At 66.0% G+C, this 13,213-nt stretch carries 16 protein-coding genes; 3 read left to right on the forward strand and 13 right to left on the reverse strand.

Going from position 1 to position 13,213, the window contains the following annotated elements:
- Window positions 1–225: 225 nt before the first annotated feature.
- Both AC5QAH_RS12250 and AC5QAH_RS12255 read right to left on the reverse strand, forming a co-directional pair.
- Window positions 226–576: a DUF1304 family protein gene (locus tag AC5QAH_RS12250; RefSeq protein WP_049454570.1), complete on the reverse strand. Its 351-nt coding sequence runs from the start codon at window positions 574–576 to the stop codon at window positions 226–228.
- A gap of 30 nt (window positions 577–606) precedes the next feature.
- The gene (locus AC5QAH_RS12255; protein WP_010482728.1) at window positions 607–1,935 is read right to left on the reverse strand and encodes an NTP/NDP exchange transporter; all 1,329 of its coding nucleotides are present in this window, start codon (window positions 1,933–1,935) and stop codon (window positions 607–609) included.
- Window positions 1,936–2,221: 286 nt separating this feature from the next.
- Between AC5QAH_RS12255 and AC5QAH_RS12260 the strand changes: the two genes are divergently transcribed.
- Window positions 2,222–3,619, forward strand: a complete 1,398-nt coding sequence (locus tag AC5QAH_RS12260) for a serine hydrolase domain-containing protein (RefSeq protein WP_049454573.1) — start codon at window positions 2,222–2,224, stop codon at window positions 3,617–3,619.
- A 141-nt stretch (window positions 3,620–3,760) separates the two neighbouring features.
- Here AC5QAH_RS12260 and AC5QAH_RS12265 read toward each other — a convergent pair whose 3' ends face one another.
- Window positions 3,761–4,519 carry an SDR family oxidoreductase gene (locus AC5QAH_RS12265; RefSeq protein ID WP_049454575.1) on the reverse strand — a complete coding sequence of 253 codons (759 nt, stop codon included), beginning with the start codon at window positions 4,517–4,519 and terminating at the stop codon, window positions 3,761–3,763.
- A 114-nt stretch (window positions 4,520–4,633) separates the two neighbouring features.
- Between AC5QAH_RS12265 and AC5QAH_RS12270 the strand changes: the two genes are divergently transcribed.
- The gene (locus tag AC5QAH_RS12270) at window positions 4,634–5,527 is read left to right on the forward strand and encodes a LysR substrate-binding domain-containing protein (RefSeq protein ID WP_049454578.1); all 894 of its coding nucleotides are present in this window, start codon (window positions 4,634–4,636) and stop codon (window positions 5,525–5,527) included.
- A gap of 120 nt (window positions 5,528–5,647) precedes the next feature.
- On the opposite strand, the gene AC5QAH_RS12275 is transcribed toward AC5QAH_RS12270, so the two are convergent.
- The gene (locus AC5QAH_RS12275; RefSeq protein WP_032130057.1) at window positions 5,648–6,166 is read right to left on the reverse strand and encodes a hypothetical protein; all 519 of its coding nucleotides are present in this window, start codon (window positions 6,164–6,166) and stop codon (window positions 5,648–5,650) included.
- A 111-nt stretch (window positions 6,167–6,277) separates the two neighbouring features.
- On the opposite strand from AC5QAH_RS12275, the gene AC5QAH_RS12280 reads away from it, so the two are divergent.
- The gene (locus tag AC5QAH_RS12280; RefSeq protein ID WP_126560666.1) at window positions 6,278–6,649 is read left to right on the forward strand and encodes a hypothetical protein; all 372 of its coding nucleotides are present in this window, start codon (window positions 6,278–6,280) and stop codon (window positions 6,647–6,649) included.
- Between the two features lie 292 nt (window positions 6,650–6,941).
- On the opposite strand, the gene gcvH is transcribed toward AC5QAH_RS12280, so the two are convergent.
- From gcvH to nudE, 9 genes are all read right to left on the reverse strand, one after another.
- A complete protein-coding gene (gene gcvH, locus AC5QAH_RS12285) occupies window positions 6,942–7,337 on the reverse strand; it encodes a glycine cleavage system protein GcvH (RefSeq protein ID WP_010482723.1) in 396 nt (131 codons plus the stop codon).
- Window positions 7,338–7,430: 93 nt separating this feature from the next.
- A complete protein-coding gene (gene gcvT, locus AC5QAH_RS12290) occupies window positions 7,431–8,543 on the reverse strand; it encodes a glycine cleavage system aminomethyltransferase GcvT (RefSeq protein ID WP_010482722.1) in 1,113 nt (370 codons plus the stop codon).
- Window positions 8,544–8,687: 144 nt separating this feature from the next.
- Window positions 8,688–9,131 carry an NfeD family protein gene (locus tag AC5QAH_RS12295; RefSeq protein ID WP_049410650.1) on the reverse strand — a complete coding sequence of 148 codons (444 nt, stop codon included), beginning with the start codon at window positions 9,129–9,131 and terminating at the stop codon, window positions 8,688–8,690.
- Window position 9,132: 1 nt separating this feature from the next.
- Window positions 9,133–10,092: an SPFH domain-containing protein gene (locus AC5QAH_RS12300; protein ID WP_049410653.1), complete on the reverse strand. Its 960-nt coding sequence runs from the start codon at window positions 10,090–10,092 to the stop codon at window positions 9,133–9,135.
- Between the two features lie 66 nt (window positions 10,093–10,158).
- The gene (locus AC5QAH_RS12305; protein ID WP_010482717.1) at window positions 10,159–10,461 is read right to left on the reverse strand and encodes an Mpo1-like protein; all 303 of its coding nucleotides are present in this window, start codon (window positions 10,459–10,461) and stop codon (window positions 10,159–10,161) included.
- Between the two features lie 160 nt (window positions 10,462–10,621).
- Window positions 10,622–10,951 carry a YnfA family protein gene (locus AC5QAH_RS12310; protein WP_010482716.1) on the reverse strand — a complete coding sequence of 110 codons (330 nt, stop codon included), beginning with the start codon at window positions 10,949–10,951 and terminating at the stop codon, window positions 10,622–10,624.
- Complete coding sequence (gene mazG, locus AC5QAH_RS12315) at window positions 10,948–11,787, reverse strand: nucleoside triphosphate pyrophosphohydrolase (RefSeq protein WP_019338695.1); 840 nt, start codon at window positions 11,785–11,787, stop codon at window positions 10,948–10,950. The genes AC5QAH_RS12310 and mazG overlap by 4 nt, the downstream gene beginning before the upstream one ends.
- A gap of 13 nt (window positions 11,788–11,800) precedes the next feature.
- Window positions 11,801–12,604 (reverse strand): 3'(2'),5'-bisphosphate nucleotidase CysQ, encoded by an 804-nt coding sequence (cysQ, locus tag AC5QAH_RS12320; RefSeq protein ID WP_010482714.1) that lies wholly within the window; start codon window positions 12,602–12,604, stop codon window positions 11,801–11,803.
- Entirely contained in the window at window positions 12,601–13,164 is a 564-nt protein-coding gene (gene nudE / locus AC5QAH_RS12325; protein ID WP_010482713.1) for an ADP compounds hydrolase NudE, read from the reverse strand. The genes cysQ and nudE overlap by 4 nt, the downstream gene beginning before the upstream one ends.
- Between the last annotated feature and the right edge of the window lie 49 nt (window positions 13,165–13,213).

The raw sequence follows: 13,213 nt of genomic DNA on the forward strand, positions 1-13,213 counted from the left end.
GGATCGATCCCCGCCTGAAGCCAACCTGCCGCGCGTGCCCCAAAAGGCTGCCGGCCAGCGGCCGGCACTACCGTGTGCGACTGTCGGCGGGGCCAAGGCCCATCTCTCAACACAGTTGCTACAGGGACGTACTTGCGGCGTCCCCCGCGAACCCAACCCGCCCGGCCAACCCCATGACAAGCTCTACGCGAGCAACCCACGAGGGGCTGCGCCGTTGGCTGGAAACTACGCTACCGCGCGACACACCAACGCCAGGATCGCAGGCACCGCCTGGATCATGAAAATGCGGCGGCTCACGCTGTAGGCGCCATAGCACCCGGCCACCACCACGCAGGCCAGCGAGAACGTCACCAGCACCGGCTGATTGATCACCAGCCCCACCACGATGCCCGCCGCCAGGAAGCCGTTGTACAGGCCCTGGTTGGCCGCCAGCACGCGCGTGGTCTCCGCCTTCTCCGGCGTGTTGCGGAACGTCTTCAAGCCCAGCGGACGGGTCCACAGGAACATCTCCAGCACCAGGAAGTACAGGTGCAGCACCGCGACCAGCACGGTCAGCAGCAGCGCGATCAGCGACATGGTTTCTCTCCTCGAAATGACTGGACGGGATCAGCGGTCGCGCGGCAGCTTTTTTTCTTCGCGCAGTACACCAAACGCGGCGGCGGTCATGCACGCGGCAACCACCACGCCACCGATGAACACCACATGTGAACCAAACAGCGACAAGCCCTTGTGCACCCACGCAAAGCTCAGGTCCGCGCCGCGGTACACCACCGTATCGATGGCCGCGCCGGCTTTGTAACGCCACTGCCGGTCCACGCGGGTATAGATGGTTTCACGTGCCGGCTTGGCCAATGCGAACTCGCTGGCGCGGGTCATCACCTGCACCACGGCCACCATCAACGGCATGGGTGAAGCGGCAAGCACCGAGAAGCCGATCAGGATCGCAAAGCCAGGGATCAACAGGGCCGGCGCGATGCCGTGGCGCGACAGCAGCCAGCGGGTCAGGCCCAGCTGCATCAGCAGCGCCAGTGCGTTCACCGCCAGATCGATACGCGAGAAGAAGGCCGTGGCAGCGCCTGCATCGTTGAACGCTGCACGCACGATACTGGCCTGCTGGTTGTACAGCAGGGTGCCCACGCCCACACCGAAAACCACCATGATCGCCAGCCAGCGCAGCAACGGCTCACGCACGATCAGTTTCAGGCCGTCCAGCACGCTGCCGCCCATCGGCTGCTCGCCGGATACCAGCTGCTGCTCCTGCTCACGCAGCACCGCCCAGTGCCGCAGCCGCCAGATGCTCAACAGGCAGATGGCGAGAAAGCCTGCCGAGACCAGCATCAGATTGGCAATGCCCACGCGCTGCACCAGCGCACTGGTGATGACCGGACCAAGGAAGGCACCGATGGTGCCGGCCGCGCCGATGTAACCGTAGAAGGCACGTGCCTGCGCGTTGGAAAACACATCGGCCATGAAGCTCCAGAACACTGCCACCGCGAACAGGTTGAAAACGGTGATCCAGAAAAAGAACGCCATCCCGCGGCCTGGCACACCGCTATCGAACAGTACGTAGAAGCCCAGCAGAGTGACGATGAAGAACCCATACACCGCCGGCAGGAACACCCGCCGCGGGAAGCGGCTGACCAGCCAGCCGTACACCGGCTGCAGTACCAGCATGATCACGAACACGCAGGAGAACAGGAACTGCAGGACGAAGTCCTTCAGCGCGATGCCATGGCTGGCAAACCAGGCGATCAGCATCGGCGGGAACACGGTCTCCAGGTCAGCCGAGGCAGCCATCGCCTCACGCACCGGGCGCAGCACGTAGTAGCCACTGAGCAGGCAGAAGAAGTACAGGAACGACCACCACAGCGCCGGCGACTCACGCAGTGCCACCGTCAGCCCACGCAGCGGCCCCTTGCCCTTCACCGCGCTCACGCGGCGTCCCTCGCCAGAAGACGGCGGTTGGACAGCGGCATGGCAGGCTCCGGGGGCGGTGAAGCGCGTACGTTAGCCAATGCACTGCAACATCGCCAGCAGCAGCCACGCAGAAGGCTGCAACGCAGTGTCACGGCCCCACCCATACGACACGTTCCGATACATGCCTTCAGGGCGTCAAAATTCCAACTTTTTCAACGAGATGCGCATTCATCTTCGCTTTGTTTGTGCACAAGGGAAAAGCGGCGCTAGAATCGCCATCAGCAGTCGCGCACGGGTCTCCACGATGAAAAAGAACAGCCTGCGTCGTCCGATCCGTTCGGCGGCCACCGGTTTGCTGGGCATGTTGATGCCCGTTGCCTTGTCCACCACCGCGCAGACCCCGCCGCCATTGCCGCCGATGCCGGCCAACATCGAATCCGCCGCCACCGCCGTCGCCCACACGCAGCCCGCCGCCTACCGCACCGGCCTGGTGCCGCAGGTGCAGCTGCCGGCGGCCGGCTTCAACGTGGCCAATATCGAATCGATGGCGCAGCAGCTTACCTATGGCGAGCGCGTGCCGGGCATGGCGGTGGCCATCGTGCAGGGCGGGCGCATCCTCAGCGCGCGCGGCTATGGCGTTACCGACGTCAACAACCCGCTGCCGGTCGATGCCCACACCGTGTTCCGCCTGGCCTCGCTGTCCAAGGCCTTCGCCGGCACCATGGCCGGCCTGCTGGTCAACGACGGCACCCTGCGCTGGGACAGCAAGGTCACCGACTATGTGCCGGGCTTCCGCCTGAACTCGCCGGAAGCGACCGATCGCCTGACCGTGGCCGACGTGCTCAGCCATCGCGTCGGCCTGCCCTACAACGCCTACGACCGCGACATCGAAGGCAACGCCGAGTACTACTCACTGACCCAGAAGCTGGCCAACACCAGCCTGAAGTGCCTGCCGGGCGACTGCTACGCCTACCAGAACGTGGCCTTCAGCCTGATCGGCGACGTCGTCTATGCCGCCTCCGGCAGCTTCTACGAGCAGTCGGTCGAGCGCCGCATCTTCAAGCCGCTGGGCATGAACGATGCCAGCCTCGGCCTGGCCGGCATCCAGGCCAGCTCGCGCTGGGCGCGTCCGCACGTGCGCAGCCGCAACGGCTGGGTCTCGCTGACGCCGAAGCCGACCTACTACCGGGTCGCCCCGGCGGCCGGCGTCAATGCCAGCGCCAGCGACATGGCGCAGTGGCTGCTCGCCCACACCGGCCACCGCCCGGACGTGCTGCCGGCACCGCTGCTGGCCACCCTGCATTCGAGCCTGATCAGCACCCCCGGCGAGATGCGTTCGGGCTGGCGCCGCGAGCGCCTGCACTCGGCCGGCTACGCCCTGGGCTGGCGCACCTTCGACTACGCCGGCCACGACGTGGTGTTCCATGCCGGTGCCGTGCAGGGCTATCGTGGCTTGGTCGCGCTGGTGCCGGAGCGCGATCTCGGCATCGCCATCATGTGGAACGGCGAAAGCGGCCTGCCCAGCGGCCTGCTGCCGACCGTGCTCGATTCCGCGCTCGGCCTGCCGACGCAGCGCTGGCTGGACGTGGACACCGACTTCGGCAGCGACAACCTGATGGCCGAGGGCGCAAGCCCGGCGCAGCAGGACAAGCGCAAGGGCAAGGGTGCCTCGAGCAACCGCGCGGTGGCGTCCCCGCGCTGATCAGGCGGGCTCGACCGTAAACATGAAGGGCGGCCTGAGGGCTGCCCTTTTTGTTGTTGTGTAGAGCCGAGCCGTGCTCGGCTGAGCGGAATTCTGGCGCAAGGCAGCCGAGCATGGGCTCGGCTCTACAGCTCCGCAGCGCTAATGCGCGAAGTAGTGCATGCCGCCATCCACCGGAATCACCGCACCGGTGATGTAGCCGGCCAGCGGCGAAGCCAGGAAGGCCACCAGCGGCGCCACTTCGTCCGGCTCGCCGAAGCGCCCGATCGGAATGTTGCGTGCAATGAACGCGCGCCGGCTTTCCTCGGTGGGATGCAGGCGATCAAGAATCTGCGGGCTGTTGATGCGCCCCGGTGCAATCGCATTCACCGTAATCCCCTGCCCGGCCACCTCCGACGACAACCCCTTGCTCCACAGATGCAGCGCCGCCTTCGCCGCGGTGGCGGCATTCACCGAACGTGGCTCCATCGAACCGCTGAAATTGATCACCCGTCCCCATGCCTGCGCCTGCATGCCGGGCAACAGCACCTGGGTCAGCCGTCGTGCGGCGGAGAAGTTCAGGGCGATCGCTTCCTCCCAGACCTCGTCATCGGCATCCACCGTGGTCGGCCGGGAGCCCCCTGCGGCATTGACCAGGATGTCCACGCGCTGCAATGCCTCCCGGGATGCCTCCGCGATGGACCGGACGTCGTCGGCGACGGTGACATCGCCGACCACGATGACCGGTGCCGCGCCGCCTTCGGCTTCGATCCGCGCCGCCAGCGCCTGCAGGGGCGCGCGCTGCCGCGACGTGATGGCGACGCGCACGCCCTGGGCCGCCAGATGCCTGGCGACGGCGGCACCGATGCCACTGCCCGCCCCCGTGACCAATGCGGTACGGCCTGCAAGATTCAAGTCCATGGTGTTCTCCTGTCCACGTGGCCGGCCAATCCAGCCCTTGCACGACATGCTGTTTGATCACCCCTGATTGATAAACTCCGCGCAGGTTTCAGCATTCAACACCCGGAGTGTCAGATGAACCTGCTGGAAAGCATGCAGGTCTACGTGCTGATCGTGGACAAGGGCAGCCTCAGTGCAGCGGCGGCGGCGATGGATATCTCCGCGACGATGGCCGGCAAGCATCTGCGCGCATTGGAGGCACGGTTGGGCATGCAGTTGTTGAGCCGTACCACCCGGCGCCAGCATATGACGCCCTTCGGCGAGGACTACTACACCCGCTGCCGGGAGATCCTGCGCCTGGTGGAAGAAACCGACGCGCAGGCGCAGCACCAGCAACTGGCACCGGCGGGTACGCTGCGCATCAGTGCGCCGGTGATCTTCGGCACGCATGCGTTGGTACCGGCACTGGCCGAGTACATGGCGCGCCATCCGGAGGTCCGGGTCGAAGCCACGCTGACCGACCGCGTGGTCGACCTCGCCGAGGAGGGTTTCGAAGCAGCGCTGCGCATCGGCACGCTGGCCGACAGCAGCATGCTGGTGGCGCGTGCGCTGGCACCGTATCGCTTGATGATGTGCGCATCGCCCGGATACCTCGCCCGGCACGGTACGCCCTCCGACCTGCAGGCGCTTGCCCGGCACCAATGCCTGTCCTTCGAACCCAGCGCATTGGCGCAGTGGCTGCAGGTCGATGCTGGCGGGCTTGAGCGTGTGCCCGACGGCCGGCTGCAGATCAACAACGGCGAAGCGCTGCGCACGGCGGCGCTGCATGGGCTGGGCATCGTGCTGCAGTCGGCACTGCTGCTGGCTGCCGACGTCGACGCCGGACGCCTGGTGCAGCTGTTCCCGGAGCATGGCCAGACCGGTCGGCCGATGCATGTGGTCTATGCGCACGACCGTTACCACTCGACCCGCCTGCGCAGCTTCCTGGACTTCCTGGTGGAGCGCTTTCCACCGTCGCCGCACCGCTAGCGTCGACCGTCAGAAAAGCCGTCGGGCATGGCCCGACGCTACAAACCGCTCCATAAAAAAACCCCCTCCCCGCTGGGCAGCCAGGGAAGGGGGTTTCAGGATGCGGCTATCGGGAAGTACTTAGATCAGCGGCGCCGGGGTTGCCGGCAGAGCGACCGGAGCGGCCTTCTTCTTGCGGGCGGCCGGCTTGCGCTTGGCAACCTTCTTCGCTGCCTTCTTCGGGGCAGCCTTCTTGGTGGCCTTCTTCGCGGTCTTCTTTACTGCCTTCTTGGCGGTCTTCTTGACGGCCTTCTTGGCAGTCGCCTTCTTCGCGACCTTCTTGGCCGGCTTGCGGGCCGTTGCCTTCTTGGCAGTCTTCTTGGTGGCCTTCTTGGCTACCTTCTTGACGGCCTTCTTCGCGGTCTTCTTGACGGCCTTCTTGGCAGTGGACTTCTTGGCTACCTTCTTCGCCGCCTTCTTCACTGCCTTCTTCGCAGTGGTCTTCTTGGCGACCTTCTTCGCAGCCTTCTTCACTGCCTTCTTGGCGGTCGCCTTCTTCGCGACCTTCTTCACTGCCTTCTTGGCAGCAGCCTTCTTCGCGACCTTCTTCACCGCTTTCTTGGCGGCGGGCTTCTTCTTCGCAGCTTTCTTGGTTGCCATGGGATGGCTCCTCGTCAGTGATAGGGAGTTGAAACGCCCAGTTGGATCAAACCCGCGGATGCTGCGTGCGGGGACCGCCGGCGCGTCAGGCGCGCCGTTACGGATGCGGCAATGCCCGCCTCGATCGGCGGAGCGGACATCGGAACGGGAGTTGCCTTGCATTTCTCCGGGGGAAGCGGGGCCATGTCCACCGTCATCAGGGTCGCGGTGGTCTTGAAGGGGCTGCTTCGCATCGGACGATTGATTCTGCGCACTCGGTTGGGCAGGCAAGGTCTGCTGAGGCGAAACCTAATCACGGTTTTTTTTACTGTCAACAACCCCCGCGAAAAATTTTCACATCCGCGCCATCCCGGACGCCGCCCGCACCACCGCTCCGCACGGCCTGCAACGACGGTGGAAGCGGCGCGCACGCGCGTCGCATGCGACGACGTCGATGCGCTCTCTGAACAAAAAACACTTGAAATAAGCACTCTGCGCAGATAGGCACATGTTCTGGACAACAGCGCACGTGCATCGCCGATGGTCACCGGCACCGTCGCCAACGCCAGCACAACGGGGCCGCAACGGGGGGCGAAAAGTTTTCACATCTGATCGCTTCGGCGCAGGGCGGAAACGCGGATTTGCGCAAAACTGCGCACGCCGATCGGCACCGTTCGTCTGTCGGCTGATGCCACGCCGAGGGTGCAGAGCGAACCCGCCGTCATGAGTCCGACGCACTCGCCAAAACAAAAACGGCCACCCGAAGGTGGCCGTTCCAGAACCCGGAAGTGACGACTCAGTGGTCGTCGTTTTCCAGGGCTTCGGCATACGCGTCCGGATCCAGCAGTTCGTTGAGCTCTTCGGCGTTGGTCAGTTCGACCACGAACATCCAGCCTTCGCCGTAGGCATCTTCATTGATGGTTTCCGGCTTGTCGGACAGCGCCGAGTTGACCTCGACGACCTTGCCGCTGATCGGGCTGTAGACGTCCGAGGCGGCCTTCACCGACTCGACAACGGCGATCTGCTCGCCAGCCTTTGCGTCGGCACCGACTTCCGGCAGTTCGACGTAGACCAGGTCACCCAGCAGGCCCTGGGCGTGGTCGGAAATACCGACGGTGACACGGCCATTGCCTTCGACACGGGCCCACTCATGGGACTTGAGGAACTTGAGGTCGCCGGGGATCTCGCTCATGGGACTGCTCCAGAGATATGCAGGGGTGGAAAAAACGGGGCTAGTGTAACCAACCGGCCGCCACTGCTGTCAGTGACGATCGGCAGTTTCGGATCAGGCGTCGGCGAGCACGCCGGGCTGGGCCTGGCCTTCGCGCACGAACGGGAACTTGACCACGCGTACCGGTACCTGCCGGCCGCGGATGTCGACGGTGACCTCGCCGAGTTCACCGGCCGGTACGCGGGCGAAGGCGATGCCCTTGGCCAGGGTCGGCGAGAAGGTGCCGGACAGGATCTCGCCCTGGCCGCCCGCGGTGGTCACCGCCTGGCCGTGGCGCAGCACGCCCTTCTCGTCCATCACCAGGCCGATCATCTGGCGTGCGGTGCCGGCGGCCTTCTGCGCTTCCAGCACGTCGCGGCCGATGAAGTCGCGGCCTTCGTCCAGCGACACGGTCCAGGCCAGCGCCGCTTCGTACGGGCTGATCTCTTCGTCCATGTCCTGGCCGTACAGGTTCATGCCGGCTTCCAGGCGCAGCGTGTCGCGTGCGCCGAGGCCGGCCGGCTTCACGCCCGCCGCCAGCAGGCGGTTCCAGAACGCGACCACGGCGTCCTGCGGCAGCAGGATCTCGAAACCGTCTTCGCCGGTGTAACCGGTACGGGCGACGAACAGTTCGACGCCGTCATCGGACTGCACCTGCAGGGCGGCGAAACGGCCCAGCTTGGTCAGCGCCTGACGGTCCGCATCACGCGCCAGGCCGATCACGATGTCGCGCGCCTGCGGTCCCTGCACGGCCAGGATGGCCAGGTCCGGGCGCTGCTCGACGGTGACGCCGAACGGCGCAGCCTGCTCGCGCAGCCAGGCCAGGTCCTTCTCGCGGGTGGAGGCATTGACCACCATGCGGAAGAAATCGTCGCCCAGGTAGTAGACGATCAGGTCGTCGATGACGCCGCCGCGCGGGTTCAGCATGCACGAGTACAGCGCCTTGCCGGTCACCTTCAGCTTGTCGACCGAGTTGGCCAGCAGGCGGCGCAGGAACGGCTTGACCTGCTCACCGCGCAGGTCGACCACCGTCATGTGGCTGACGTCGAACACACCGGACTCGCGACGCACCTGGTGGTGCTCGTCCAGCTGCGAGCCGTAGTGGATGGGCATGTCCCAACCCCCGAAATCGACCATCTTGGCGCCAAGGGCGCGGTGGGTATCGTTGAGCAGCGTCTTCTGGGTCATGACCGGGTCCGGCAGCAGAGGAAACAAGAATCCCCATTATCCCAGATCGGTCGCCCGCAGGCGTGCCGCAGCGCAGCGCCGGAGCTGTAGAGCCGAGCCCATGCCCGGCTGCTCTTCGTGTGGGAGCCGAGCGTGGGCTCGGCTCTACAGGTGGCGGCCTGCGTCCTCGACCACCAGCACCGTGCCCTGCACGCTGCGCACCCGCACCCACGTGCCCGCAGGCAGCTCCGGACCGCTCACCTGCCAGGACGCATCGTCAATGCTGACCCGTCCCTGGCCACCGACGATGCCCTGCTGCAGTACCACCTCCCGGCCGACCAGCTGCTCGGCGCGGCGGTTGAGCAACGGCGCATCGCTGGGCCGTGCCCGCGGCCGCCCCCAGCGCCGGTAGCACTGGATCGAGACCACACTCAGCAGGACGAAAGCGATCACCTGCCACAACAGCGGAATGTCACTGAACACCGCAACCAGTACGAACACCGCCGCCGCGCCAATGCCGATCCACAGCATGAACGCGCCAGGTGCCAACGCCTCTGCTGCGAACAGCAGCAGCGCCAACGCGCCCCAACCGACGACTTCCCAGCGCATGTCAGCCTCCGAGCGGCGGCGGCCGCTTGCCGGCGACCTTGTTGTCCTGGCTGGCCAGCGCCTGCTTCGCCAGTTCGGCCACGCCCGCGATCGAACCGATCACGCCACTGGCCTCCATCGGCATCAGCACCAGCTTCTGGTTCGGCGAACTGGCCAGTTCCTTGAACGCTTCCACGTACTTCTGCGCAACAAAGTAGTTGATCGCCTGCACGTCACCCTCGGCAATCGCCGCCGACACCACCTTGGTCGCCATCGCTTCGGCCTCGGCCAGGCGCTCGCGTGCCTCGGCATCACGGAACGCAGCTTCGCGACGGCCTTCCGCCTCCAGCACGGTGGCCTGCTTTTCGCCATCGGCGCGCAGGATCTCCGACTGGCGTGAACCCTCTGCCTCGAGAATCTGCGCGCGCTTTTCGCGCTCGGCCTTCATCTGCCGCGCCATCGCGTCCAGTAGATCCCGCGGCGGCTGGATGTCGCGGATCTCGATGCGGTTGACCTTCACGCCCCAGGGATTGGTGGCATGGTCGACCACGCTCAGCAGCTGGGCATTGATCACCTCGCGCTGGCTGAGCGATTCGTCCAGGTCCATCGAACCGATCACGGTACGGATGTTGGTCTGCACCAGGGCGATCATCGCCACTTCCAGGTTGGCCACCTCATAGGCGGCCTTGGCAGCATCCAGTACCTGGAAGAACACCACGCCGTCCACGCGCACGGCGGCGTTGTCCTTGGTGATCACTTCCTGGCTGGGCACATCCAGCACCTGCTCCATCATGTTCACCTTGCGCCCCACCCCGTACACGATCGGGATCAGGAAATGCAGGCCGGGGGTCATGGTATGCGTGTAGCGCCCGAAGCGCTCGACGGTCCACTCGTAGCCCTGGGGCACCATCCGTACGGCCTTGAACAGGATCACCACGGCCACGAAGGCCAGTACCACGGTAAAGAACATGGTCGGGAACATCTTGCTTTCCTTATCGATGACGTCCAGGCCCCAGCATAGCGCGTGAAGGCCGCATTCACAGCGGAGCTACCAGGGCACGCGCCCGCGCAGGATGTCGGCGAACATCACCCAGTCGCCCATGAACGAGTACAGCGGGTGCTGGAAGGTGGCCGGGCGGTTCTTCTCGAAAAAGAAATGGCCGACCCAGGCGAAGCTGTAACCGCAGAACAGGGCGGCCAGCACAAGGATGGGTTGGCCGCGCAGGATCGCCGCCGCAACCAGCAGCAGCACCCCGCAGCTGCCGACGAAGTGCAGCCGGCGCGACACCGGATGGCGGTGCTCGCTGAGGTAGAACGGATAGAACTCGCGGAAGCTGGCGAAGCGGGACATGCGCATGCTCCGGGGCCATGGTCAGGCCCATCATGCGCCTTTCGGGGGGCGCTGCGCTGCCTTGCAGCACCGAACCATGCTCGGCTTGCGCGTGCCAGCGCGGTCGGAAAGAAGAGCAGCCGAGCGTGGGCTCGGCTCTACAGAACCGCCTTGCCCGGCCCTACACCGATGAGGTGCGCGGCCCGAACATGATCACCGCCATGCCGGCCAGGCACAGCGCGGCGCCGAACAGGTCCCAGCGGCTGGGACGGATGCCATCGACCAGCCACAGCCAGAACAGCGCGGTGCCGATGTAGACGCCACCGTAGGCGGCATAGACCCGACCACTGGCGGTCGGATGCAGGGTCAACAGCCAGGCGAACAGGGCCAGGCTGGCGGCCGCCGGCAGCAGCAGCCAGATGCTGCCGCCCTTGCGCAGCCACAGCCACGGCAGGTAGCAGCCGACGATCTCGGCCAGCGCGGTCAGCAGAAACAGGCCGAGTGTCTTCACGCCTTCTCCGCCGCCTTGGCGTGCTGCCAGAGGGCTTCCTGCGCCTCCAGGTCCATCGCAGCCAGCGCCCCACCCTGCGCATCGGCCTGCGCTTCCATCGCACGGAAGCGACGTTCGAACTTGTGGTTGGCCCCGCGCAGCGCCGCACCCAGATCGATATCGGCGTGGCGCGCCAAGTTGGCGCAGACGAACAGCAGGTCGCCCAGTTCTTCCTGCAGGCGCGCCTTGTTGCCGGCGATGTCGCCGCGCTCGAACTCCTCGCGCAGCTCCTGCAGTTCCTCGGCCGCCTTGTCCAGCACCGGCAATGGGCCCGGCCAGTCGAAGCCGACCTTGGCCGCGCGCGACTGCAGCTTCACTGCCCGCTGCCATTCCGGCAGGCCGCGCGAGATGCCGGCCAGCGCGGAGGTGTCCTGCTCGCCCTTGGCGGCGCGCTCGGCCCGTTTGATCGCCTCCCAGTTACGCATTACCCCGTCGGCATCATCGACACTGACCTCGGCGAACACGTGCGGGTGGCGGCGCTGCATCTTGTCGCTGATCGCGCGGGCCACGTCTGCGAAGGCGAAGCTGCCCTGCTCTTCGGCCATGCGCGCATGGAACACCACCTGCAGCAACAGGTCGCCCAGCTCGTCGCACAGGTCGTCGAGGTCGCCGCGGTCGATCGCATCGGCCACCTCGTAGGCTTCCTCGATGGTGTACGGCGCGATGGTCGCGAAGTTCTGCTCCAGGTCCCACGGGCAGCCGCCCTGCGGGTCGCGCAGGCGAGCCATGATCGCGAGCAGGCGCTCCAGTTCGTTGCTTGCGGCGCTGCCGGTGGTGGGGGTGTCGTGCGCGCTCATGCGGCCTCCAGGGTCAATCGGACAACCAGTCACGCCATGGCAGGCTGGTATCACCAAGGGCAATGAAATCGCCGTTCAACAGGGTCTCGCGGCGGTTGTAGCGGAACGGCTTGCCGGTCGCGGCCGACAGTACCGCACCACCGGCGGCGTGCAGCACGCACTGGCCGGCAGCGGTATCCCATTCGGAGGTCGGACCCAGCCGCGGATAGACATCCAGGCCACCTTCGGCGATCCGGCAGAATTTCAGCGACGAGCCCTGCGCGATGGTCTCGATGCGGCCCATCCTCGCCAGCAGCGCCTCGGTCTCCGGTGAGCGGTGCGAACGGCTGGCGGCAACCCGCAACGGTGCGGTGGCCGGTGTACGGGTGCGCAGCACGGTGTCGTGCAGGCCCTGCCGGCGATAGGCCAACTCGCCGCGCATGGCATGCCAGACGATGCCGGTGACCGGGGCCAGCACCACGCCGAAAGCCGGTGCGCCCTGGTAGATCAACGCGATGTTGACGCTGAACTCGCCGTTGCGCTTGACGAACTCGCGGGTGCCGTCGAGCGGGTCGACCAGCCAGTAGGCCCCCCAGTGGCGGCGCTGCTCCCAGCCCACCTGCGCCGATTCCTCGGACAGGATCGGCAGGTCCGGGGTCAGCTGCTGCAGGCCCTGTTCAATGACCTGGTTGGCCGCCAGGTCGGCACTGGTGACCGGGCTGTTGTCGTCCTTGATCTGCACCTCGAAGCCATCGGCATAGACCTGCATGATGGCCTGTCCGGCTTCCTGGGCGATGGCGATGGCGGTCTCGCGCAGGTCCGTGGTCAGTTTGATCATCGCAATCCCTGCAGCCACTGGCGGGCGATGAACAGCGCCGCCAGCGAGCGTCCCTCGGAGAAGTCCTCACGCAGCATCAGCTGGTCCAGCTCGGCCAGCTTCCACGGGACAACTTCCAGTTCTTCCGGCTCGTCGCCGGCCAGCTTTTCCGGGTACAGGTCGCGCGCCACCACCAGCCACGACTGGTGGCTCATATAGGTCGGGGCAAGGGTCATTGCGCGCAGCACGTCGACCCGGCGCGCACCGTAACCGGCCTCTTCCTTCAGTTCGCGGTCCGCAGCCTGCTCGGGAGTCTCGCCGGCATCGATCCGGCCCTTGACCAGGCCCAGTTCGTAGCGGTGCATGCCTGCGGCGTATTCACGTACCAGCAGCACGGTCTCGTCGTCGAGCATCGGCACCACCACCACCGCACCATGGCCACGGCTGACCAGGCGCTCGAAGCGGCGGCGTTCGCCGTTGGAGAACTCCAGGTCCAGGTGCTGGCGCTGGAAGGGACCGTTCTCCTCATCGGTGATCCGATGGATGATCGGCAAGCGACGGCCGGCACGGTCATCGTTCATGCGGAATCTCCGCGGCGGCCGGCGCCTGCGCCGGGGCCGATAGAATGTG

The sequence above is a fragment of the Stenotrophomonas sp. YJH_SMC_43 genome (assembly GCF_059372535.1).